The following is a 22182-nucleotide window of genomic DNA, read 5'->3' on the forward strand; positions in this document are numbered from 1 at the left end:
GCGCGATCATGTCCGCATGGCCGATGACCACACGCATGTCCTGGACTTCTTCACTCCGCGCGCGGCCGGCTGGGACAGCCGGTTTCCCGACGACGGCCCCGCGTACGCCGCCGCGGTCGGTCGGCTCGGACTGCGGCCGGGAGACACCGTGCTCGACGCGGGCTGCGGCACGGGACGCGCGCTTCCGGCTCTCCGTGCGGTGGTCGGCCCGCGCGGCACCGTCCTCGGCGTCGACCTGACGCCCGCGATGCTGGAGGCAGCGGGGCGGGCGGGGCGCGCGGAGATCGGGACGCTGATCCGGGCCGACGTCGCTCGGCTGCCGCTGCGAGGCGGATCCTTGGACGCGGTGTTCGGAGCCGGGCTGATCTCGCATCTGGCTCGCCCCGGGGCCGATACGGCGGAGCTCGCCCGAGTGGTGCGGCCGGGCGGGGTGCTGGCCCTGTTCCACCCGATCGGCCGGGCCGCCCTGGCCGCGCGCCACGGGCGCACGCTCACCGGCGACGACCTGCGGGCGGAGCCCCGGCTACGGGCCCTGTTGGCCGATTCCGGCTGGCGGCTGGACTCGTACACCGACGAGGACGATCGCTTCCTCGCCCTTGCCGTACGCCGGCCCTGACGCACTACGAACGTGGTGCCGGTCCGGTACACGGCTCTCGTGGCACGGTGATTTCTTCAGCATCCGCCGGACGGCCGGGTCCCGGTCCCCCGGCGCCCCAGGAGTCAATCGACGGGCGCCTCAGTGGGACGCCGGTGACCGGGGATCGGGCAGCCACGGACGCCCGGGGTGGGGAACGTACCGAGGGCGGCGACCTCGTACCCCTTCGGGTAGCCCTTGATCTCGGCGTTCTGGCGCGCGTAGTGCGGCGTGCGCCGGGGCGGCAGGAGACGGACGGCTCGGGCGCGCAGACGCAGGGCGCACCGGGTCAGACCACGGGCCACGGGCCCCGGTCGCTCGTAGCGGAAGGCGCGCAGCAGGGGATCGTCCAGGAGCGCGAGGGCGGCGCCCCGGACCAGCGGGGCCAGCGGCGCCGGGTACCAGGAGCCCATGAGCGCCAGGGTCGCGTCGGAGACCCGGCGGGCTCCTTCGTCCCAGCCGAAGTGCTCCTGCTCGTAGCTGTCGAGGGTGCGCTCGAAGTCCTCGTAGTTCTGCGGGAGGTCTTTGATCCCCAGGTGGGCGCCCAGGGTGCGGTAGTAGGCGGCGAAGGCCTTCAGCTCGTGGCCGGAGAGCCGGCGCCAGCCGTACTCGTCCAGCCAGCGCTTCGGGGTGACGACGAAGGTGCACAGGACGTACCGCATGTCGTCGTTGCTGATGTCGTAGCTGCGGTGCATCTGGTTGATCCGGCGGACGGCCGTGCGGCCCTCCTCGGTGTCGAATCCGTGCTCCACCACGGTGTCCAGGAGCAGCGCGGTGTCGTCGTACCGCTTCTGCGAACGCTCCGTCAGCTCTGCTGTCTCGTCCAGGAGTCGGCCGATACTGGGCACGGCATAGGTCCGGTAGAGGGCGAGTTCGAGGGCGCGCGCGATGTCCCAGGGGAACTCGTAGGTGACGGTGAGGCGGTAGATCTTCAGGAAGTCGCGTTCCGGGTCCAGTCGCTGAATTTCCTTCAGCCGGTCGTACCGCTGAACCATGGTCTTCCCCTCGTTCGTCCGGAGCCCCGATTCTACGGCGCCCCGCCCTCTCGGCCCCGGTCCTTCGCAGCCGCGTCGACCCGGCTGAGAGACTTGTGGATCCGGCTCCGCGTCGCCTGCCGGGGCCTCGACGGCACGGTTACCGAGTAGTTAAGGTGCGCCGACGGACGACGCGGGGCGGGCCCGGACGGCGGGTGGCCGAGCGTCGGCTGATCAAGGACCAGGGGCTAGGGACCAGGAGGACACTGTGGCTGGTGCGGACGGCGACGACGACGCGCTGCTGGTGCTGACCGCGGTGCTGCTGACGCCTGCCCGGTTCCCGAGCGTGCTGGGCGACGACTACGTGGCCGCGTGCGGCGCGCTCGCCCTCGAACCGTACGAGGAGGGCTACGGTCTCGTCCTCGGGCAGGACGGCGACGGGGCCCGCTGGACCGTGGTCGTCGAGGACGTCTCGCTGGTCGCTGTGGCCATCGCCGCGTGGGACTGCGGCATGGAGTACGACCTCTCCCCCGACGAGCGCTCCGTGGTGTGCGCCCTGCCCGGCTGGCCGCTGGCCCTGACGGTCGCCGCACCCGGGGTGCCCGCCCCGCACGACCCGGATACGGACGGTGTGGGCCCGGTACCTCTGGCTCCTGCGGACACGGGGTCCTGGGGTCCCGCGCAACGGCGGCTGGGTGCGGACGAGATCGCGGCGCAGTGGTCGATGTGGCGGGAGCAGATCGACGATGCGGAGTTCGTCCGGGTGGACGGTGAGTCGGGCGAGAGCATCGAGCCCGGTCCGGCAGCCGAACCCGGTGCGGCCGGCAAACCGGGTGCACCCGCCACGGCCGGTGCGGCCGGGGACGGTGACTCAGCCGCCGCGGTGGACGCCGAACGCGGTGCCCCTGCGTCCGGTCAGCATCCCGGCGTACGACGGGCTCTGTCGGAGGCCCTCGCCTATACGAAGACCCCGCCGCCACCGGGCCGGATCCGCTCCGTCTTCGCCTCGGCCGACGCACGCATCATGCGCGTCGACGGACCCGGGTGGTCGATGGTCGCCAGGACCGACGACATAGCGCTGGTCCTGTTGGACGAGGAGCCGGGAGAGGTGCTGCCCGTCGGCCGCGGGCCCGCACTGCCCGGCCTCCTGGCGGCCCTGGATGCACTGGCTCCGCATCCCGCGTGAGCGCGACCGGGTGCCGGGCTTCGGCTCCTGGCGGCCCTGAGGGTCAGCGCTCCTGATGCTTCCGGGATCAGCTCCTCGTGAAACCTCTCCTCGTGAAGCCACCGGCTCGCCCGCCCGGTCGCCGTCCGTCTTCCGGGCTCAGCGACCGATTTCCTTGCGGTTGATCCTGCGGAGTCTGCGTCGCTGGGACGGGTCCAGCAGCAGATAGCCCGCGACGGGAACGCCGATCACCACCAGCAGCGCCCACCAGAATCCGATCAGGGGCCACAGGATGGCCGCAGCCACCACCCCCGCGACAGCGACCTTCGCACCGTTCGACATGGTCCACGCCTCCTTCGCGGCCGGCGCCGCTCCTGTTCTGTCAACGCGTCCGTCCGTTCTTGCGTTCCCACTCCCCCGGCAACCGCCCGCCCGCTGCCGCATCGAGTCCCCCGTCATCGCAGCGGCTCACCGACCTCGTGCATGTGCGTCAGCGCCTGCCGGTAGGACTCGATCAGTCCGGTTTCCGCGTACGGTATGCCGATGCTCCTGCAGTACTCCTTGACCAGTGGCTGGGCCAGTCGCAGGTGGGGCCGGGGCATGCTCGGGAACAGGTGGTGCTCGATCTGATAGTTCAGGCCGCCGAGGAACCAGTCGGTGAGGATCGCGCCGCGGACATTGCGCGAGGTCAGGACCTGGCGCTGAAGGTGGCCCCACCGGTCCCCGTCCGGGTCGGGCATCTCCATGCCCTTGTGGTTCGGGGCGAAGGCCAGCCCCAGGTGGAGACCGAACAGCGCGTGCAGCAGCAGGGTGAGGACGAGCGCCTTGCCCGGGGACAGGACGGTCAGCAGCAAGGTCGCGTACAGCGCGAGGTGCGCGGCCATCAGCAGGGCCGACAGCACACGCTCCCGCGCCGGCTGGCGGCCCAGGAACTGAAACCCGTAGACCTTCAGGGCTATGCCTTCGAGCAGCAGCATCGGGAAGAACAGCCGGGCCTGGTTCCGGGTCAGCCAGCGGGCGAATCCTGCGCGCTGCGCCGCCTGCTTCTGGGTCCAGACCAGGGCGCCGACGCCGACGTCGGGGTCCTTGTCGACGTGGTTGGGGTTGGCGTGGTGACGGGCGTGCTTGTCGTTCCACCAGGCCTCGTTCATGCCGAGCAGCAGGTTGGCATGGATCAGGCCGATCAGTCTGCTCGCCTTGCGGCCGCCGGTTATCTGGAAGTGGCCCGCGTCGTGAGCGACGAAGGCCGTCCGGGTCCACAGGACTGCCAGGGGAAAGGCGAGCAACAGGCTCCACCAGGTATCGCCCAGCAGAACGAGAGCCGTGATCACGCCGCTCAGAGCCACCAGGTTGGCCGCGATACCGCATGCGTACCGCCCGGCGCGTCGTTCGAGAAGACCCTGCCCCTTCACAGCGCGTAGCAGTGGGGCGAAATCGCTGCCGGCGACCGGTGGGCCGGTCCGTTCCGAACTGCCGTCACCGGCTGAGGCCGCGGCGGTGGCTGTTGCCTGGGACATGAGGTCTCCGGTCTCTCCGACATAGGCGCTGACCTCGTTAAACGTACGGATCGGAGACCTGCGGCAGCCATGGCGTCACCACCCCGATCTCCCTGGGGCAGCCCCCCGTACTCCGTGGTGGTGCCAGCCACACCACCCCTCCGCACGGACAGACATGAGTGACCCAGCTCACAGTAGAGAGCGGCGCATCGCGGCTTCGAGCGGAGTACCCTCCGAGCCCGACCCGCTAGTCAAATTTGAGGAATCTGATATTCCTGTGCACCCGCATCCCGCGGCAACGCCTTACGAGATTTCCGAGCTGTCCCGCTGCTCCGCGGTCTTCATCCCCGCGGATCCGTCCCGTACCGGACGGATCGCCTTCTGGAACCCGGACGGGAGCACCCCTCCCGGCGCGCCCGGGGTCCTGTCGGAGCTCACCGTGGCCGAGGCCGGCGCCCGGCGCCGTACCGTTCCTGCCCTGCATCTTCCCGTGCGGGAGGCCCTGCCGGTGCTGACCCGGGCGCGGGCGCACGGGCAGGCCTCCCCGGCGACCGCCTTCTGGGGTGCCGCCGCGCTGCTCGGGCTGCAGCTCGTCGCCCGCGGCCTCCTGCTGCCCGGGCTGAGCTCCACCGACCAGGATGCCTGGCGGGTCGGGCCGCTGGCCGCCGGAGACCTGGGGCGGATCCGGGATCTGGCCGCGTCGATGCCGCCCTCCGCCCACGCGACCCCGCTGGAGACAAGCGCGGCGGTGGACGGGCCGCTGCTGCTTCCCGAGCCGGAACGGCTGTTGCGGGCGTTCCTGGACGCGGTGGCGGACGGACTGCCCCGGACGCCCGCCGCCGGGCTCGCGGCCGCGGGTCCCGCGTTCGCCGCCCCGGAACCGCAGCACCTGCCCCAAGGGCGAGCCTGGGCCGGCGATGTGGCGGCCGGTCACGATGCGGGAGTGAGGCTCTCGTTGCGAATCGAGGTCACCGGGACCACAGCCGCCGTCCCCGCCACGGACACCGACAACCTTTCCTACGACGACGCGGTGCCCTCGTTCCGCGCCGTGCTGCAGATCCACAGCGTGAGCGACCCCTCCCTGGTCGCCGACGCGGCCGAGGTCTGGGCGGGCGGCACGCGGAGTGCGGCGGAGTTCGGGCCGCGGGCCCGGATGGACGCCCTGCTAGCCCTGCGCCGGGCCGCCCGCGCCTGGCCGCCGCTGGCCCCGCTGCTCTCCGCCGCCGTGCCGGACGCGGTGGAGCCCGCCGACGAGGAGATCGCCGAGCTGCTGGGCCCCGCCTCACGCGCACTGGCCGCCACCGGTGTGCAGGTGCACTGGCCCAAGGAGCTGGCGCGGAAGCTGACCGCACGAGCCGTCATCGGCCCGGCCGACGGGGGCGGCGACGCCGAGGGACGGGAGGAGGACGGCGGAGCGTCGCAGGGGCGGCGGGGACAGGCCCTCGCGGACACTCCCTCGTTCCTGTCCGCCGACGCCCTGCTCGCGTTCGACTGGCGGTTCGCGCTGGGCGACCGGCAGCTGAGCCGCGAGGAGCTGGACCGCCTCGCCGAGTCCAGCCGACCGATCGTGCGGCTTCGCGACCAGTGGGTCCTCATCGACCCGGAGGAGGCACACCGGGCCCGGCAGACACAGGACCGCAAGGTCACCCCCATCGACGCGTTGAGCGCGGCGCTGACCGGCTCCACCGAGGTGGACGGCCGCCGGGTGGAGGTGGCCGCGACGGGCTGGCTGGAGCGGTTGCGCGAGCGGCTGGCCGATCCGGAGTCCGCCGCCGAGCAGTCGGTCGGACAGCCCGAGGCGCTCACCGCGACGCTGCGCGACTATCAGCTGCGCGGTCTGAACTGGCTGGACACCATGACCTCGCTCGGCCTCGGCGCCTGCCTCGCCGACGACATGGGCCTGGGCAAGACGATCACGCTCATCGCTCTGCATCTGCACCGCCAGAGCGACCGGGACGCGGCCGGGCCGACACTGGTGGTCTGTCCGACGTCGCTGATGGGCAACTGGCAGCGCGAGATCGAGAAGTTCGCCCCGGGCACCCCGGTACGCCGCTTCCATGGGACATCGCGGTCCCTGAAGGGGCTGGCGGACGGCGAGTTCGTCCTGACGACGTACGGCACGATGCGTCTGGACGCGCCCCGGCTGGCGGCCGCCTCCTGGGGCATGGTCGTCGCGGACGAGGCCCAGCACGTGAAGAACCCGCACTCGGCGACGGCCAAGCAGCTGCGCACCATCGGCGCCCGGGCCCGCGTCGCCCTCACCGGAACACCGGTGGAGAACAACCTCTCCGAGCTGTGGGCGATCCTGGACTGGACGACGCCCGGGCTGCTGGGCCGGCTCTCCACCTTCCGCAACCGGTACGCCGCCGCCGTGGAGGGCGGCGCGGACCCGGCGGCCGCCGAGCGGCTCGCGGCCCTGGTGCGCCCGTTCCTGCTGCGCCGCCGCAAGAGCGATCCGGGGATCGCGCCGGAGCTGCCGCCGAAGACGGAGACCGACCGGGCGGTGTCGCTGACGACCGAACAGACCGGGCTGTACGAGGCGGTGGTCCGCGAGACGCTCGCCGAGATCTCCGGTGCGGACGGGTTCGAGCGGCGAGGGCTCGTGATGAAGCTGCTGACCGCGCTGAAGCAGATCTGCAACCACCCGGCGCAGTACCTGAAGGAGGACCGGCCGCGGATCGCGGACCGGTCGGGGAAGGTCGAGCTGCTGGACGAACTCCTGGACACGATCCTGGCCGAACAGGGCTCCGTGTTGGTGTTCACGCAGTACGTACAGATGGCGCGGTTGCTGGAGGATCATCTGTCCGAGCGCGGGGTGCCCACGCAGTTCCTGCACGGCGGTACGCCGGTGGCGCGGCGCGAGGAGATGGTGAGCCGTTTCCAGGCGGGCGAGGCTCCGGTGTTCCTGCTCTCCCTGAAGGCGGCGGGGACGGGGCTCAACCTCACCCGGGCCGGTCATGTCGTGCACTTCGACCGGTGGTGGAATCCGGCGGTGGAGGCGCAGGCGACGGACCGGGCGTACCGGATCGGGCAGACGCAGCCGGTCCAGGTGCACCGGCTGATCGCCGAGGGCACGATCGAGGACCGGATCGCGGAGATGCTCGCGCGCAAACAGGGTCTCGCGGATGCTGTGCTCGGCTCCGGGGAGGCGGCACTGACCGAACTGACCGATGCGGAACTGGCCGATCTGGTAGAGCTGCGAGGGGGCGCGCGATGAGTGACGACGAGTACGGGACGGCCGCGGCGGACGTCGGTGGTGCAGCGGAGCGTACGTTCGCGCCGCTGCCTCCGCCGCCGGGCAGGGGTTTCGCCACCTCCTGGTGGGGCCGGGCATGGCTGAAGGCGCTGGAGGACACCGCGCTGGACGGCCAGCAGCTCAAGAAGGGGCGCGGGCTGGCCCGGCAGGGCGGTGTGGGGGCGGTCTCCGTACGTCCCGGCAGGATCACCGCCGTCGTACGGGACCGGGACGGCACGGGTCACCGGAGCGATGTGCTGCTCCAGGAGCTGAGCACGGAGGAGTGGGACCGGTTCCTGGACATGGCGGTGGACCGGGCGGGGCACATCGCGGCGCTGCTGGACCGGGAGATGGAGCCCCATCTGGTGGAGGACGCGGCGGGTGCCGGGGTGGAGCTGCTGCCCGGCATCGGTGACCTGGAACCGGAGTGCACCTGCGGCGCCTGGGACCACTGCGCCCATTCCGGGGCCCTGTGCTACCAGGTGGCGCGGCTGCTGGACGAGGATCCGTTCGTCCTGCTCCTGATGCGCGGACGTGGTGAGCGGCGGCTGCTGGACGAGCTCCAGGTCCGCAGCGCCGCCCGTGCGGTAAGCGGTAGGGAGGAGGGTACGCCGGAGAAGGTGGACCGGGAGGCGTACGGGGTCCCGGCCGACGAGGCGTTCGCCGCGGGCTCCATACTGCCGCCGCTCCCCCCACCCCCGCCGGTGCCCGAGGAACCGGGGCTGCCGCCGTCGTTGGACACGGAGGCTGATCCGCCGCCCGGCCTCGACCCGGCGGCGCTGGAGCTCCTGGCCGCCGACAGCGCCGTACGGGCCCGGCGGATGCTGCTGGAGGCGCTGGCTCCGGGGCATGAACGGCAGCCGGTTCCGGCGGAGCTGACACCGGAGCAGGACGCGGTGCGGCTGGCCGCCGATACGCGCCCCGAGCCGTGGATCGCGGGGCGGCTGGCCGAGGGGTCCGGCCGGCCGCGCGCCGAGCTGGAGGCGGCGGTGAGCGCGTGGCGGTACGGAGGAGTGGCCGCGCTGGCGGTGCTGGACGAGGAGTGGGACCCCGACGCCGAGGCCTTGGCCCGGGCTCGCGCGCGGCTGGCCGCGGCCTGGGAGGAGGGCGAGCGGCCACGGTTGCGGGCGGCGGGGGCCCGCTGGACGGTGGCGGGCGCCGAGGTCCAGCTCCGGTACGACCGCGACGGCCGATGGTGGCCGTACCGCAAGGAGCGCGGCCGCTGGGTGCCGGCGGGACCGGCGGACGACGACCCGGCGAGTGCGCTGGCGGGGGCCGTGAGCGGGGGTTGATATCCGCCGAGAGGGGTGGGGAACCGGAGCCCTCTTCCGTACGTCATCAGCGGAAGACGGCTTCGGCCCCCTTTTTCTCACGCGTCGCCCTTGTGGGCGAGCACGGCCCCTATAGGAGTGCGATGCACCGCAGAAGGCTCCTGCAAGGGGCCGCTGTCACCGCGGTGGCGGCGCTGGTACCGGCGTCGGCACGGGCCGTCACACCTTCAGCAGCCGTGGCGGACCATCCGACGGCTCTCTGGGCACCGGCCCACGCGGCGAACTACACCGTCCCGGCGGCCCCTTCGGAGCGCCGGGTCGACCGCGTCATCGTCCACGTCGCCCAGCAGTTGTTCACCCCGACGATCGGCATCTTCCGCGACCCGGTGAAACAGGTCTCCGCCCACTACGTGGTGCGCTCCGGTGACGGCCATGTCGCGCAGTGCGTAAGGGAGAAGGACATCGCCTGGCACGCGGGGAACTGGGAGGTCAACACGCGCAGCATCGGCATCGAGCACGAGGGATGGGTGGACCGTCCGGAGTTCTTCACCGATGTGATGTACCGGCGCTCGGCCCTCCTCACCGCGGCGATCTGCGCACGGCACGGCATACCCAGCGACCGGGCACACATCATCGGCCACCACGAGGTGCCAGGCAGCGACCACACCGACCCCGGTGCCCTCTGGGACTGGGACCGCTACCTGCACCTCGTCAACCTGCCCTGAGCCTGCGCCCGATCGGCCACCGCAGCCGGTGCCGCCGAGAGCGGCGGCGACGAGGCAGCGAGACCTCGTCGTGCCGGCCTCGCTGCGCTCATCCTCTGGCTCCGCGACGCCCCCTAGGGCAGTTCGCGGACGTGCGGTGCCACGGTGTCGACCCAGTTGTCGCCGTTGGAGGCATCCCAGTTCGTGGACCAGGTCATGGCCCCGCGCAGCCCCGGGTAGGTCTTCTCCGGCTTGAACTCACCACAGTTCTCGCCCTTGGCCAGGCAGTCCAGGGCATCGTTCACGATCGCCGGGTCGACGTAGCCGGAGCCGGCGCCCTTGGAGGAGGCGGGGGTGCCGATGCCCACCTGGTCGGCATCGAGGCCGTTCTCCAGTTGGACGCATGCCAGCGCGGTCAGGAAGTCGACGGTGCCCTGGGCGTAGACCTTGCCGTCGCAGCCGGCCATCGAACCGCTGTTGTAGTACTGCATGTTGACGACGGTGAGGATGTCCTTCACGTCGAGCGCCAGCTTGAAGTACTCGGTGGCGGTGTTCTGCATGTCCAGCGTCTGCGGAGCCATGGTGAGGACGAGGCCGTCACCCGCCTTCGCGGAAAGCGACTTCAGCGCCTCGCCCATGTACTGGGCGTTGATGCCGTGCTCCAGGTCGATGTCGACGCCGTCGAAGCCGTACTCCTCCATGAGGGCGTACGTGCTGTCCGCGAACCGCGCCGCGGACTCGGAGTCATCGACCGTCACGTTGCCGAGCTCACCGCCGACGGAGATGATGACGGACTTGCCCGCCGCCTGCTTCGCGGCGATGTCGGCCTTGAACTCGTCCTCGGAGGCGTAGCCGACCTCGGGAGCGAGGTTGAACTCGATCTGGCCTTCGGTGCCGGTCGAGTCGGCGAAGGCGACCGCGATGATGTCGTAGCCGTCCTGAACGTCGCCCAGCTTCTGGATGGTTGCGCCGTTGTCGAAGTTCTGCCAGTAGCCGGTCACGGCGTGTGCGGGAACCGCCGCACGGGTCTGCTCGCTCTCGGCCGCGCCCGCGCTGCCGACGAGGGTGGTGGCCATGAGCCCGCCGGCGGCGAGGACGAGGGCGGCGCTGCCGCCCAGGAGCTTATGGCTGCGCTTCATGCGATGCGTCCGGTCCACGGGGAATCTCCAGGTGCTCGTGGGGGGTTCGCGAACGAGGGGGACATCGGTGGCCACCGACCTGGTGCAGGAGATTGGTTCATACCAATGCCCATGTCAACCCGTGGGTCAGGAGGCCTCGCTTCTGTGCGCTTTCTCCGTCACACCTTCACGCAGGGGGCACTCGCGGGGGTGCCCTCAGGGAGCTTCTGGCTCGCCAGAGCCGGTGCCGCGGTCCTGCTGGACCCTTGAGTTCCGAGACGCCGTCATCGAAGACGTGAGAGGGCAGGACCTCGCCACCGATGCCCGTGGCTCCCCCGGTCACCCTCCACCGGGTTTCCGCAAACCCTCTCTGGCGCGTAGCCGCCATGGAGCCCCCTCTCCCCGGTTCAGAAGAGGAGGGCTCCGTGTTCGGCGTCGGGGACGACCAGGGTCTCCGGCGCCGGAGGGGCGATCGGTGTGCGATCTCCTCTCCGACCCCGGACCGCCCCCGGGCCGGGCGCAGGCTCCACCGCGCCGCGGTGGACGTCGACTTCGGACGCGGGATCTCCTGACGGCGGCTGAGTTTGCCTCAGGGCCGGACGATCAGCAGACGCCTTCGTCCTGCCACACGCCCCATTGGCCGGTGGTGCCGGGCTTCTCGTTGGTGGTCCACCATTTGGCCTTCCACTTGCGGCCGTCGTGCGCGACCACGCTGCCTCCCGTGTAGACCGCGGTGGCCTTCCACTGGGCGAGCGTGCACGTGTCGCCCGGGGGGTCGGTGGGCGGGTCGGTCGGCGGTGTGGTGCCCGGGTCGGTGAGTCCGCCGACGGTCTGGGCGATCCACTGCCGGACGCCGCCCTTCTCGGTGACGTCGGCGAAGATCGAGGGTGCGGCGCCGCAGTCGGTGTTCGCCGTACCCCAGCCGCTGACGAGCCCGACGAGTACCCATTCGCCCTGCGGGGTCTTCCTCAGCAGAGGCCCCCCGGAGTCGCCGTAACAGGTTCCGGCCTGGGCGGGGTTGTCGCCGCAGATCTCGGTGTTGCCGTTGTGGATCGCCGGGCACGCGGCATCGTCCAGGACCGTGGTGTCGAGTTCGAGGGCCTTGGTCGTCGCACCGCCGCAACCCGGTGTGGGGCACGTCTGCCCGAATCCGACGACGCGGGCCGGGGTTCCGGCGGCGGGTGAGAACCGGTCGATCAGCACGGGCTTCACATTGGTGACGGGCGTGGCCAGGTGCAGCAGAGCGACGTCGGCATCTCCGCCGGTGAAGAAGACGCGACGGTCGGTGGAGGAGACGGCCACGGACGAGGCCGAGTCGGTGCCGATGCCGACGTACCCGTTCCGCCAGGTGCAGTGGGCGGCGGTGAGCAGCCAGTCCGGCTTGATCAGCACGACGGTGCAGGCGTTCCACACACCGACGGGGTACGCCTGGGAGGCGGGGGTTCCGCCGATGACCTGCGGGCTGACGTCGGCACCGGCGCTGGGCGGCGGCTGCGGGGACGCGGCGCCGGCGGTCGCCGGCATCAGGAAAGCGACGACGGAGACGGCGAGAGTCGCCAGGAAGGCCTGGACTCTTCGTCTGGGCAAGGGATCACTCCTTCAGCATGAACGAGCGGTGTTGCGCACACACAAAAGCATTGGTCTGGACCTGTCAAGGTCTAGACCAAGTGCCGTTACGTTCGCGGGCCGGCCAACCGGCTTCGACGGGCGGGGATCTCCCGAGCGGTGCCCTTCTCCAGGCGGAACAGCCCATCAGGACTCGCACGCGAAGGCCGGGCCGCCCCCGGTGTCGACCGCGGGCTTGCCGTATCCGCACACGTAGGCCGCGAACACTGTCCTGATCGGGCGATTCACGCGTCGCAGCGCTCGGCCGACTCCCGCGAGACCCTGGCCGGGCACGGCGTCGCCACCCTCCCCCGGCGGCGACTTGCATATTGGTAACCCATGGGTTACCAATTAGGAGTGGACCCGTTCGTCGCCCTGGCCGACCCCGTACGCCGTGATCTGCTGCGCGCCCTTGCCCCGGGCCCGGCCCGGGTGGTCGATCTTGCGGCACGGCATCCGATCAGCCGGCCTGCGGTGAGCAAGCATCTGCGGCTGCTCACCGAGGCAGGGCTGGTCACCGTCGAGGACCGCGGTCGCGAGCGCCACTACGCGCTCGCCCGCCCGGGCCTCGCCCCGGTCCGCGCCCTGCTCGACGAGCTCGCCGGGCACCGCCCGCCGATCCCCGAGAGCGCCTTCGACGCCCTCGACCTGGAGGTCCGCAGGACCGTCCAGGACCACCGGACCCGCACCGACGCCGATCCCGGCACCGGAAGACCTCAGGAGGAATCCGCATGACCAGCACCCCCACCGGCCGTCGCGTGACCGTCGACGGCCGGGACAGCATCGCCTTCGACCGCACCTTCCGGGCCGGCATCGAGGACGTCTGGGCGGCGGTCACCGAGTCGGACCGCCTGGCCCGATGGATCGGTGAATGGACCGGCGACCCGTCGACCGGATCGGTCGACTTCCGGATGCTCTACGAGGGCGACGAGCACCAAGCCGAGGTCTTCACCATCCAGGACTGCCAGGCCCCCCACCGTCTGGTCCTGACGTCGCAGGTGCCCGACCAGGAATTTCTCTGGCACATGACCCTCACGCTCATCGAGCACGAAGGCGTCACCACGCTCACCTTCACCCAGTCCGTCGGCGACGACCCGGCGATGGCGGGCGGAGTGGGCCCCGGGTGGGACTACTACCTCGACCGGCTCGTCGCCGCCGAGACCGGCGGCGACCCGGCATCCGTCGACTTCGGTACGTACCACCCGGTCCACGCACAGCACTACCTCGACATGTTCAGCTGATCCCCGCACGGGAGTGGGTACTCAGGGACACCCGGAAACCGGATGACTTCTCCTCCACCCCATGGCGCCAGCCCTTTTCGCTGCAACCCGGTCCGGATTCTCACCGGTCAGGCGCCTACCGCTGAGCTTGCGGCATCCTCCGGGCGGCAGAGGCGGCCTGGCCGAAGTGCTGGCGTCCAAGGGGTACCCGAAACCTCCGCCCACGTGGATATAGAGGTGACACGCTTTCTTCGAACGAGACAGGTGGTACCTCAGTGCTGCGATCGATGAGTCCCGGCGAGCTGACGGCAGCGATCTCCGGCTTATGCGCCTTGGCCGCGCTGGGGATGCGGATCTGGGGGCGCGTGGTGCTGGCCCGGGAGCAGCGGCGAGCGCTGGCGGTCGTGGTCGCGGAGGCCCGGCACGGCTCCCGTGCGGTGGCGGCGCGTCACGGGACCGCCGGGACGTGGTGGTCCCTCGACATCGGCACGGATCGGACGGTCGCCGCTCGGAACGCAGCGAGGACGGGGTGGGCGGCAGCCGGTGAAGAGGCTCAGTGACCTCGGTACGGAACGACTCCACGCCGGCGCCGAGGGTGGCAGACCGTGAGCGGCGGGACGCCACGCGGGCCTTCTATGTGGCTCATCACCCGAAGCTCGCCGCGTTCGTGGCGCGGCGGGTGGAAGGGAAGCAGGAGGCGGAGGACCTGTGCCAGGAGACCTGGCGCCGCTTCTTCATCCGGTACGACCACTACCTGGACTCCTACGACGAACCCGTGAAGGCGCTCTACCCGATCGCGTCGTGCCGCATCGCGGACTTCTGGAAGGAGCGCGGACGTGTACGGGAGGTCCCCTTCACGGGCGAGGATGTGACGACGCTGATCCATGAGCTGGCTCCGGACCTGGCCACGGGCATCGCGCGCCGCGTCGACGTGGAGCATGCGCTCGCCCACCTGACCGAGAGACAGCGTGAGGCGCTGCGACTCCACCACATCGACCTGCTGAAGGTCGCCGAGACGGCCGTACTCATGGGGATCAGCGAGAACGGCGTCAAGAACCTGCTCAAGAGAGCCTTGGAGGCACTCCGCCACACCACGGTCCTGAGCGACTACCGGCCGGCGGACACGGGCGAGGGAGAACGCGAGTGAGTACCGAGAACCGGCTTCTGCAGCCCGCACCGGGCGCGTCCAGCGACGGTTTCGACGCTGTCATGGACTCCATCGACAGCCTCACGGACGACGAACGGGCCGCTCTGGCGCTCCAGGCGGACCAGGCCCAGCTGGGCCACGAAGCGTACGCACTGGGCCTGGAACTCCTCGCGCTGGACCGACGCGAGCAGGCGCTGCACTGGCTGCGCACAGCCGCCCGCTACCAGGTGACCGGAGCTCAGCTCACCCTGCGTCCCCGGAACGCACCGGCCATGACGGAGCAGGACGCGCCACGCGAGCGTGCTCACACCCAAGGGCGCGAGGCGGAGGCCGGCGGAACAGTACGGCCGTCCGACAGCGCGGTGTCACCGGCCGCGAGTGCCCCTTCGGCGGGCTCGGCCCCCGAGCCGCACGTCCAGCAGCTCATTCTGGGCGCACTGCTACGGGACCTGCGGATCCGCCGAAACCTCACCCTGCGTCAGGTCGCGCTCAGCACCCTCTGCTCTGTGGCCGGCCTCAGCCGCTTCGAGCGGGGGGACAGGCTGCCGCAGCGTGAGCAGCTGGACGGGATGCTCACCCTGTACGGGGTCGACTCCCTGGACGAACGCCGACGCATCCTCAAGACGTGGCAGGCGGCCGACCGCCCGAGCTGGTGGCACGAGTACCGGGACATCATGCCGCCCTGGCTGCAAAGCCTCTTCGACCTGGAACGAAGCGCTGATCTGATCAAGACCTTCGAGGCAAGAATCGTCCCCGGGCTGCTTCAGACACCGGAGTACGCGAAGGCCATCATGCGCACCGGAATGGACGGAGGCAGTGATCAGGAAATCGACCGCCGTGTGCAGTTGCGCATGAAGCGCCAACAACTGCTCCATGCCGCCGACGGACCGAAACTGTGGGCCATTCTGGACGAGTCCGTTCTCCGCCGGCAGGTGGGCGGAAGCGCTGTGATGGGAGAGCAATTGCGTCACCTCGTGGACATGGCGAGCCGGCCGAACCTGACGATCCAAGTCCTGCCGATGGACGCGCATGCCTACGGGGACGTCGGCGCACCGGTGACGGTCATGCGGTTCGCGGAACGATCGTTGCCCGATGTCGTCTATCTGGAGCAGCTCTCCGGGGGCCAGTACCTCCGCAGGGAGGACGACAACGAGAGGTATCGGCATCTGCTGAATCATCTGGCGGCTGCCGCCGAGGAGCCGGACCGTACCGAGGGCATCTTGCATCGCATTCTGGAGCATGCGGATACGGGCCCCGAAAGCTCGGCGCCGAACGCGGACACGACGCCGTACACGAGTTTCATGGAACAGGTCGCGGACGCCGCCACACCGCCGGACCACACGGCGCGGATCCTCGGCGGCTATATCGCCGCCTGCGGCTGACGGCGGCGCCACAGCTCCAGGAGGTCATCCGGTCCTGGTGTCAAGGGTGCGGGGCGGCGGAGGACTCCCTACGCCGAGTGCGGTGGGCCGGCTGCCTCGATGAGCGCAGGCCCGCCACCCGGGTGGCTCGTCGCGGAGGCGGGTGCGCGGGTGGCGGAGGCGGCTGGATGTTGTCGGCGAAAGCCCTGTTCGTCGCAGGGACCCGGCCCTGCGGCCTGTCGTCGCCGAGCACCCCGCACTGGTGCTCGGCGCACGGCGGGGCCTGCGGTACCGAGGCCCGAGGTGAGGATGGGTTTCAGGTTTTCCACCTGTATGTGCCCTCATGGGCGCTATGCTCGGCAGGCTCCGAGACCCCGGTGGAATGGTGGGTGGTAGCCATGGCGGAAACCGTGAAGTGTGCCAAGTGTTCGACCACGAAGCGCCCTCGCGCCGCGTGTCCAGGGTGTGGAGACGAGGGCTGAGGTCCCGAAGGCGGTCAACCGCCTCCACGATCAGCCGACGCATCTCATTTTGAAAACCCAGATGCGGGGAGACCACCGCACCCCCTAGGCTCCGCGTCGCGTGGCCGGGCCGGACCGGTCGGCGGTGGATCGGAGACGCACGGGGTATGACCAGTCAGCTGTTCGCGATCTGTTTCCGGGCCACCCGGCCGTCGGAGCTGGCCCGGTTCTGGTCCGGGGTCCTCGGCTGGGAGGTGGCCGGAGGCGCGGACGAGGGCGCGGCACTCCTGTCCCCGGGCGGCACCGGGTTCCGCATCCGCTTTCTGCCCGGCCAGGAGCCGAAGACCGGCCAGAACCGCGCGCACTTCGACCTCACCAGCGCTTCACCGGAGGATCAGCAGCAGACGGTCGCCAGGGCGCTGGAGTACGGCGGGCGGCACATCGACGTGGGCCAGCAGCCGGAAGAGGGGCATGTGGTGCTGGCCGATCCGGACGGCAACGAGTTCTGCGTGATCGAGCCGGGCAACAGGTTCCTCGCCGACACCGGTTTCATCGGAGCGCTGGCCTGCGACGGTACGCGGGAGGTCGGGTACTTCTGGAGCGCGGCGCTGCGGTGGCCTCTGGTCTGGGACCAGGACGAGGAGACCGCGATCCAGTCGCCGGACGGCGGTACGAAGATCACCTGGGGCGGTCCGCCGGTGGCGCCGAAGACGGGCCCGAACCGGCTCTCCTTCGAGCTGGCGCACCCTTCCGGCGCCGACCGGGAGGCGGAGATCGATCGTCTGGTCTCGCTCGGGGCGACACTCCCCGTGGGCGACGAGGGAGACGAGAGTGACGACAGCCGCGTGCTGATGCTCGACCCCGACGGCAACGAGTTCTTCGTGCAGAGCCCTCGGCGATAGCGAACCGCCGAGCCCGGGTCGGCGGCCAACAGGCCCGGCCGACCCGGCCGGTACCCTTCCGACGTGACGCAGCACCCCACCGCGCAGGAGCGACGGCCCGCGAACGACGGGCCGAAGGCCGCCGCGCGTAATCGGGCGGCCCTGATCGCCGCCGCGCGCGAGGTCTACGCGGAGTACGGCCTGGACGCCCCGCTCTCCGGGATCGCCCGCCGGGCCGGCGTCGGGCAGGGCGTGCTGTACCGGCATTTCCCGGACCGGGCCGCCCTGGCGAACGCCGTGCTGGAGGAGAACGTACGAGAGGTCGAGCAGGCGGGTGCTGTCGCGGGCGCGAGTGCGGCCGGTGTACTCGGTGTGCTGACGTGGCATCTGACGGAGTCGGCGGCCTTCATCGGCCTGCTGCACGCCGACCGGACAGGCGGCCGGGCGGCCGACGGCGTCCACGCGCACGCCTCCGCCCTGTCCGAGCGGGTCGCGCGCAGTCTGCGAGGTCATGTGAGGGATGGCCATCGGCTGGCGGGGGCGGAGGACGACCTCATGCTCGCGGTCGCCATGGTCTCGGGCGCCGTGACCGGACCGACCCGTGCGGAGCGGGAGCGCCGGGCTCTGGCGGCGTGGCGGCTGCTCGGTGTCGAGGTGGGGCCGGTACGGCCTTTCGGCGGGTGATCGCGGGCGCGTGTGCTCTCAGCCGCCGTTCGACTGCCAGGTGCCCTTTCCCAAGGCGTCGAAGGTGTAGAGGTATCCGCCGGCCGGGCCGCTGACGGTCATGTACGCCTTGGTGCCGCCGGGCGTGATCGCCACGTTCGTCGCCGAGTCGAGCCCTTCGGCGCGGGCGGGAACCTCGACCGTCGCCAGCCGCTCGCCATACCTGTCGTACACGAGAAGCGCCGGCCTGCCGTGGAGGCCCTGGTAGAGGTTGCCGTCCGCGTCCACGGCGATCGAGTCGGTCTGGGCGACGCCGCCGTCGACGCGGATCGCGGTGTGCCGGGAGGCGGTGTCGCCGTTTGCGCCCAGGTGGGGGGCGGTGTCGCCGCCTGCGCCGAGACGGAGGTAGGAGATCCGGTTCTGCGTCAGCTCGCTGATCCAGAGACCCCGGTAGGCCTCGTCGAACGAGATGCCGTTCGTCGCGGCCAGGCCGTCGGCCAGTACGGTCGCCTTTCCTCCGTCGCGGTCGATACGTACCGCCCGCCCGTGCTCCGTCCCCTCCGACAGGCCGCGTGAGTCACTGACGTACAGGTGACCCGCCTTGTCGAAGGCGATGTCGTCGGGGTTCATCCGTGCGCCGTCGACCTCGCCGGAGAAGAAGGTCCGCGGATCGCCGCCCTCCGGTGCGAGGCTCACGATCTCGCCGTGTGCGTAGTCGGTCAGGTAGAGCCGCCCGTCGTAGGGGCTGAACTGGGCCGAGGTGTAGGCGCCTCGGCCATCGGTGTGGACGGACCGGGCCGTCTTCCTCCTCACGTCGACGCGCATGACCTTGGGCCGGCCCTCGGGCGCGGTGACGTCGACGAGGAAGAGGTCACCGTCCGGATGGAAGGCCGGGCCCTCCAGCAGGGTCATTCCGGTCTCCTCGTGGGTCCGGGTCAGCTGCATGACCTTCTGGGCCCGGATGGTCCTGACGGTGTCACCGGCCGCCGACGGGCCACTGGGACCGCCTGTCTCCGTACCGCATCCGGCGAGTGCCAGCAGGCCGGCCGTGGCGAGAGCGACGAGGTTACGGGGCGGGAGTCGACGCATGGAGGAACCACTCTTCCTGTCCGCTGTGTGCGGGTGCCGCCGCCCGGGCAGCTCACCTTCACACGCTGCGGCCGGATGCCGTACTGTCCCCGCATTCCAACCGGACACCACCGTCCGGTTGTTGCTACCGTAGCCGATGGCCGTTCACTCCGGGCGGTCCGACCGGCAGGATCGAGGCACCCGATGACGGATCGTCACCTACCGCTTCCCGAGGAGCTGGAGGCGCTCTGGCGGCGCTACCACCTCGAACGCGAGCGGCGCGTACGTCCCGACGGCGTGCGCCAATACCGTCCCACCGAAGCCGAGTTCGGGTTCTACGCCGCCGATCCGTACACGGAGCCGGCCGAGCGTGAGCCGGTACGCGACGCGGTCGACGTCGCCGTGGTCGGCGGCGGGTTCGGCGGCATCCTGGCGGGAGCCCGGTTACGGCAGCGGGGCGTGGAGCGCATCCGGATCGTTGAGCAGGGCGGTGACTTCGGCGGCACCTGGTACTGGAACCGGTACCCGGGTGTCCACTGCGACATCGAGTCGCACGTCTACCTGCCGATGCTCGACGAGACCGGCTATGTACCGGAGTGGAAGTACTCCCCGGGTGACGAGATACGCCGCCACGCGGTCCGGATCGCGCAGAAGTTCACCCTCGGGCCGGACGCTCTCTTCTCCACCACGGTCACCTCCCTGGCCTGGGACGAGACGGCGGAGGCCTGGCTCGTGACCACCGACCGCGGGGACGCGTTCCGGGCCACGTACGTCATCACCGCCACCGGCACGCTCTCCGAGCCGAAGCTCCCCGGGATACCCGGCATCGAGGACTTCGCCGGCCATACGTTCCACACCTCGCGGTGGGACTACGCCTACACCGGCGGCACCCCGGACGGCGGCATGAGCGGCCTCGCGGGCAAGCGCGTGGGCGTCGTCGGCACGGGAGCCACCGGCATCCAGGTCATTCCGCTGCTGGCAGAGGACGCCGGGCACGTCACCGTCTTCCAGCGAACCCCCTCCACCGTGGACGTACGGGCCAACCGCCGCACCACGGCCGAGGACGTCGGCGCCGACCACGATGGATGGGCGCGCGAACGGCGCGACAACTACCTGCGGATCGTCTCAGGCGAGCCGGCCGGACACGATCTGGTGGCGGACAGCTGGACCCGGTCGGCGGTCCTCCTGGAGAAGCTCCTGCCGAGCTTCCGGCGGCAGGGCGACCGCAAGGCCTTCGAGACCGCGTACGAGGTGGCCGACGCCGCCAAGATGAACGAGCTGCGCGCCCGCGTCGAGGAGTCCGTGACCGACCGCGACACGGCGGAGAGGCTCAAACCCTGGTATCGGTACGCCTGCAAGCGCCCCGCCTTCTCGGACGCGTACTACCAGGCGTTCAACCGTCCCGACGTCACGCTGGTCGACACGGCCGACACCCACGGCATCGAACGCGTCACCGCCCACGGTGTCGTCGTCGGCGCCGCGACGTACGAACTCGACTGCCTGATCTTCGCCACGGGCTTCTCCGTCGGCACCTCCGGCATCCTCTCCGGCAAGCTCCCGGTCCACGGCCGGAGCGGGCAACAGCTGCTGCACCGGTGGGCGCAGGAGGGCCCGCGTACGCTGCACGGCTTCACGAGCAACGGGTTTCCGAACCTGATCCAGATGGGCACCCTCCACAACGCCAGCAGCGTCAACTTCACCCACATCCTCGACGAGCAGGCCGTCCACGCCGCCGCCCTGATCGCCGCAGCCGAAGCCGACGGCTCCGTCATCGAACCGACCCGCGAGGACGAGGACGCGTGGATCGCCACGCTCGCCGAGGACGCGCCGGACCATGAGTGGTTCCACGCCGAATGCACCCCTGGGTACTACAACCGCGAGGGCCGGGGCCGGCCGAACGGCCCCTTCACCTACCCGCACGGCGCGGTCGCCTTCCATGAGCTGCTGGCACGGTGGCGCGGGGAATCCATGGAGGCGGTCCTTCGGCCCAGGGCGACCCGCAGGCGCCGGCCCCCCTGCTGACGACTCGTACACAGCCCCCGCCGAGACGGGCCATGCCACCGACCACGAGGTCGCGGGACCCCGTGGCATACGGACGGGGGCACCCTGCGGGAATCAGGCTCCCGGGGTGTGGTGGAAGGTCGGTCCGCCCTGGCCCGGGACGGCGCGGCCGGCGGCGGGGGCCGGAGCGGCAAGGCGCGGGTTCCGCTCGTCGGTGCCGAGGATGACATCGCCGTCGAACATGACGATCACGGCGGACATGAGGAGAGCGGCCAGCGGGCCGGCCACCATGACCAGCAGGAACGACAGCATGCTGGCGGACGACTGGGTTCCGGCTCCATGGTGGCCGGCCGGAACGTCGACCGCGGCCATACCGGTGTAGTGCATGCCCGTGACGGCCACACCCATGATCAGGCTGGCCCCGACGCTCGCTCCGAGTCCGTGCACGGACACCGCGGCCCAGAGGGCGGCGGTCGCGGCGACCACCGCGATGAGGATCGACAGAGCCACCGTCGGAGCGGAGTACCGCAGGTCACCAGGGGTGTGCATGGCGGCCATACCGAGGTAGTGCATCGCCGCGACGCCGAGCCCCGTGAACACACCGGCCGTGGTGAGCACCACGGTTCCCGGCCCACGGAATCCGACCAGGAACACGCCGACGGCGACCACGGCTATCGCGACCAGGAGGCTGAGCACGGTGGTACCGGAGTCGTACTTCATGGACATGCCGTCGATGGTGAACCCGGCCATGGCGATGAAGTGCATGGTCCAGATGCCGCAGCCGATCGACACCGCGCCGAGAGCGAGCCAGCCGACCCGCTTCGTTGCGCGCCGGATCGCGCGGGTGGTGCATCGCAGTCCCAGAGCCGCGCCGAGGCACGCCATCAGGAAGGCGGCGACGGGGGTCACGGCCCCGTAGTGGAAATTGGAGACGGTGGCTTCCAAGACGGGAATCCCTTTCGAGCGGTCGGACGTTGCCGCGGAACTGCCACCGCGAACGGTGGCGCGGGGGTGGGACTTTCGGACAGGTGGCAGCGGTGGCGCGACCTCTGGCAGGCATGGTGACCTGGCGGTCGGACATGCCGACATGCCAGACACCCAAGCTTTGGGCGTCATGCCCCCGCTCCGTGCGCTCGGCCCGCCGCTACCGACCGAGGGCCGGCCATGCCGATGAACCG

Annotated in this window: 20 protein-coding genes; 13 read left to right on the plus strand and 7 right to left on the minus strand. The window is 70.9% G+C overall.

The features are described from left to right. Positions 1-16 precede the first annotated feature (16 nt). Positions 17-616 (plus strand): class I SAM-dependent methyltransferase, encoded by a 600-nt coding sequence (locus ACIRR8_RS12915; protein WP_404062865.1) that lies wholly within the window; start codon positions 17-19, stop codon positions 614-616. Positions 617-720: 104 nt separating this feature from the next. Here the strand turns inward: ACIRR8_RS12915 and ACIRR8_RS12920 are convergent, their stop codons facing one another. Further along, complete coding sequence (locus tag ACIRR8_RS12920; RefSeq protein ID WP_404062867.1) at positions 721-1629, minus strand: oxygenase MpaB family protein; 909 nt, start codon at positions 1627-1629, stop codon at positions 721-723. Positions 1630-1876: 247 nt separating this feature from the next. Between ACIRR8_RS12920 and ACIRR8_RS12925 the strand changes: the two genes are divergently transcribed. Beyond that, positions 1877-2794 (plus strand): hypothetical protein, encoded by a 918-nt coding sequence (locus ACIRR8_RS12925; RefSeq protein WP_404062870.1) that lies wholly within the window; start codon positions 1877-1879, stop codon positions 2792-2794. 138 nt (positions 2795-2932) lie between these two features. On the opposite strand, the gene ACIRR8_RS12930 is transcribed toward ACIRR8_RS12925, so the two are convergent. Beyond that, the gene (locus ACIRR8_RS12930; protein WP_093688018.1) at positions 2933-3115 is read right to left on the minus strand and encodes a hypothetical protein; all 183 of its coding nucleotides are present in this window, start codon (positions 3113-3115) and stop codon (positions 2933-2935) included. Positions 3116-3228: 113 nt separating this feature from the next. Then, positions 3229-4290: an acyl-CoA desaturase gene (locus ACIRR8_RS12935; RefSeq protein ID WP_404062872.1), complete on the minus strand. Its 1062-nt coding sequence runs from the start codon at positions 4288-4290 to the stop codon at positions 3229-3231. Between the two features lie 256 nt (positions 4291-4546). On the opposite strand from ACIRR8_RS12935, the gene ACIRR8_RS12940 reads away from it, so the two are divergent. The 3 genes from ACIRR8_RS12940 (at position 4547) to ACIRR8_RS12950 (ending at position 9500) form a co-directional block, all read left to right on the plus strand. Continuing rightward, a complete protein-coding gene (locus tag ACIRR8_RS12940; protein WP_404062874.1) occupies positions 4547-7486 on the plus strand; it encodes a DEAD/DEAH box helicase in 2940 nt (979 codons plus the stop codon). Beyond that, positions 7483-8796: an SWF or SNF family helicase gene (locus ACIRR8_RS12945; RefSeq protein WP_404062876.1), complete on the plus strand. Its 1314-nt coding sequence runs from the start codon at positions 7483-7485 to the stop codon at positions 8794-8796. Before ACIRR8_RS12940 ends, ACIRR8_RS12945 begins: the two co-directional genes overlap by 4 nt. A gap of 122 nt (positions 8797-8918) precedes the next feature. Continuing rightward, positions 8919-9500, plus strand: coding sequence for an N-acetylmuramoyl-L-alanine amidase (locus tag ACIRR8_RS12950; protein ID WP_404062879.1), 582 nt, complete (start codon positions 8919-8921; stop codon positions 9498-9500). 113 nt (positions 9501-9613) lie between these two features. Here ACIRR8_RS12950 and ACIRR8_RS12955 read toward each other — a convergent pair whose 3' ends face one another. Together ACIRR8_RS12955 and ACIRR8_RS12960 are read right to left on the minus strand one after the other, a co-directional pair. Next, positions 9614-10636: a chitinase gene (locus ACIRR8_RS12955; RefSeq protein WP_404062881.1), complete on the minus strand. Its 1023-nt coding sequence runs from the start codon at positions 10634-10636 to the stop codon at positions 9614-9616. 564 nt (positions 10637-11200) lie between these two features. Beyond that, positions 11201-12184, minus strand: coding sequence for a trypsin-like serine protease (locus ACIRR8_RS12960; protein ID WP_404062883.1), 984 nt, complete (start codon positions 12182-12184; stop codon positions 11201-11203). A 375-nt stretch (positions 12185-12559) separates the two neighbouring features. Here ACIRR8_RS12960 and ACIRR8_RS12965 point away from each other — a divergent pair, with 375 nt between their 5' ends. The 7 genes from ACIRR8_RS12965 (at position 12560) to ACIRR8_RS12995 (ending at position 17956) form a co-directional block, all read left to right on the plus strand. After that, entirely contained in the window at positions 12560-12937 is a 378-nt protein-coding gene (locus tag ACIRR8_RS12965; protein ID WP_404062886.1) for an ArsR/SmtB family transcription factor, read from the plus strand. Next, the gene (locus ACIRR8_RS12970; RefSeq protein WP_404062888.1) at positions 12934-13443 is read left to right on the plus strand and encodes an SRPBCC family protein; all 510 of its coding nucleotides are present in this window, start codon (positions 12934-12936) and stop codon (positions 13441-13443) included. The genes ACIRR8_RS12965 and ACIRR8_RS12970 overlap by 4 nt, the downstream gene beginning before the upstream one ends. 254 nt (positions 13444-13697) lie before the next feature. Further along, the gene (locus tag ACIRR8_RS12975; RefSeq protein ID WP_404062891.1) at positions 13698-13982 is read left to right on the plus strand and encodes a hypothetical protein; all 285 of its coding nucleotides are present in this window, start codon (positions 13698-13700) and stop codon (positions 13980-13982) included. 35 nt (positions 13983-14017) lie between these two features. After that, positions 14018-14569: an RNA polymerase sigma factor gene (locus ACIRR8_RS12980; protein WP_404062894.1), complete on the plus strand. Its 552-nt coding sequence runs from the start codon at positions 14018-14020 to the stop codon at positions 14567-14569. Then, a complete protein-coding gene (locus tag ACIRR8_RS12985) occupies positions 14566-15951 on the plus strand; it encodes a helix-turn-helix domain-containing protein (protein WP_404062897.1) in 1386 nt (461 codons plus the stop codon). Before ACIRR8_RS12980 ends, ACIRR8_RS12985 begins: the two co-directional genes overlap by 4 nt. Before the next feature lie 607 nt (positions 15952-16558). Next, a complete protein-coding gene (locus tag ACIRR8_RS12990) occupies positions 16559-17293 on the plus strand; it encodes a VOC family protein (RefSeq protein WP_404062900.1) in 735 nt (244 codons plus the stop codon). A gap of 63 nt (positions 17294-17356) precedes the next feature. Beyond that, positions 17357-17956: a TetR family transcriptional regulator gene (locus ACIRR8_RS12995; RefSeq protein WP_404062902.1), complete on the plus strand. Its 600-nt coding sequence runs from the start codon at positions 17357-17359 to the stop codon at positions 17954-17956. Between the two features lie 18 nt (positions 17957-17974). Here ACIRR8_RS12995 and ACIRR8_RS13000 read toward each other — a convergent pair whose 3' ends face one another. Then, positions 17975-19024 (minus strand): SMP-30/gluconolactonase/LRE family protein, encoded by a 1050-nt coding sequence (locus ACIRR8_RS13000; protein WP_404062905.1) that lies wholly within the window; start codon positions 19022-19024, stop codon positions 17975-17977. Positions 19025-19207: 183 nt separating this feature from the next. Between ACIRR8_RS13000 and ACIRR8_RS13005 the strand changes: the two genes are divergently transcribed. Next, positions 19208-21025: a flavin-containing monooxygenase gene (locus tag ACIRR8_RS13005; RefSeq protein WP_404062907.1), complete on the plus strand. Its 1818-nt coding sequence runs from the start codon at positions 19208-19210 to the stop codon at positions 21023-21025. A gap of 93 nt (positions 21026-21118) precedes the next feature. On the opposite strand, the gene ACIRR8_RS13010 is transcribed toward ACIRR8_RS13005, so the two are convergent. After that, positions 21119-21949 carry an MHYT domain-containing protein gene (locus ACIRR8_RS13010; protein ID WP_404062910.1) on the minus strand — a complete coding sequence of 277 codons (831 nt, stop codon included), beginning with the start codon at positions 21947-21949 and terminating at the stop codon, positions 21119-21121. Positions 21950-22182: the final 233 nt, after the last annotated feature.

Source organism: Streptomyces sp. NPDC101178, from assembly GCF_044767965.1.
GTDB lineage: Bacteria > Actinomycetota > Actinomycetes > Streptomycetales > Streptomycetaceae > Streptomyces.

Coding starts and splice junctions, on each gene's coding strand:
- ACIRR8_RS12990 (WP_404062900.1), top strand. CDS start 16,559: ATGACCAGTCAGCTGTTCGCGATCTGTTTCCGGGCCACCCGGCCGTCG.
- ACIRR8_RS12920 (WP_404062867.1), bottom strand. CDS start 1,629: ATGGTTCAGCGGTACGACCGGCTGAAGGAAATTCAGCGACTGGACCCG.
- ACIRR8_RS12950 (WP_404062879.1), top strand. CDS start 8,919: ATGCACCGCAGAAGGCTCCTGCAAGGGGCCGCTGTCACCGCGGTGGCG.
- ACIRR8_RS12930 (WP_093688018.1), bottom strand. CDS start 3,115: ATGTCGAACGGTGCGAAGGTCGCTGTCGCGGGGGTGGTGGCTGCGGCC.
- ACIRR8_RS12915 (WP_404062865.1), top strand. CDS start 17: ATGGCCGATGACCACACGCATGTCCTGGACTTCTTCACTCCGCGCGCG.
- ACIRR8_RS12935 (WP_404062872.1), bottom strand. CDS start 4,290: ATGTCCCAGGCAACAGCCACCGCCGCGGCCTCAGCCGGTGACGGCAGT.
- ACIRR8_RS12970 (WP_404062888.1), top strand. CDS start 12,934: ATGACCAGCACCCCCACCGGCCGTCGCGTGACCGTCGACGGCCGGGAC.
- ACIRR8_RS13000 (WP_404062905.1), bottom strand. CDS start 19,024: ATGCGTCGACTCCCGCCCCGTAACCTCGTCGCTCTCGCCACGGCCGGC.
- ACIRR8_RS12945 (WP_404062876.1), top strand. CDS start 7,483: ATGAGTGACGACGAGTACGGGACGGCCGCGGCGGACGTCGGTGGTGCA.
- ACIRR8_RS13005 (WP_404062907.1), top strand. CDS start 19,208: ATGACGGATCGTCACCTACCGCTTCCCGAGGAGCTGGAGGCGCTCTGG.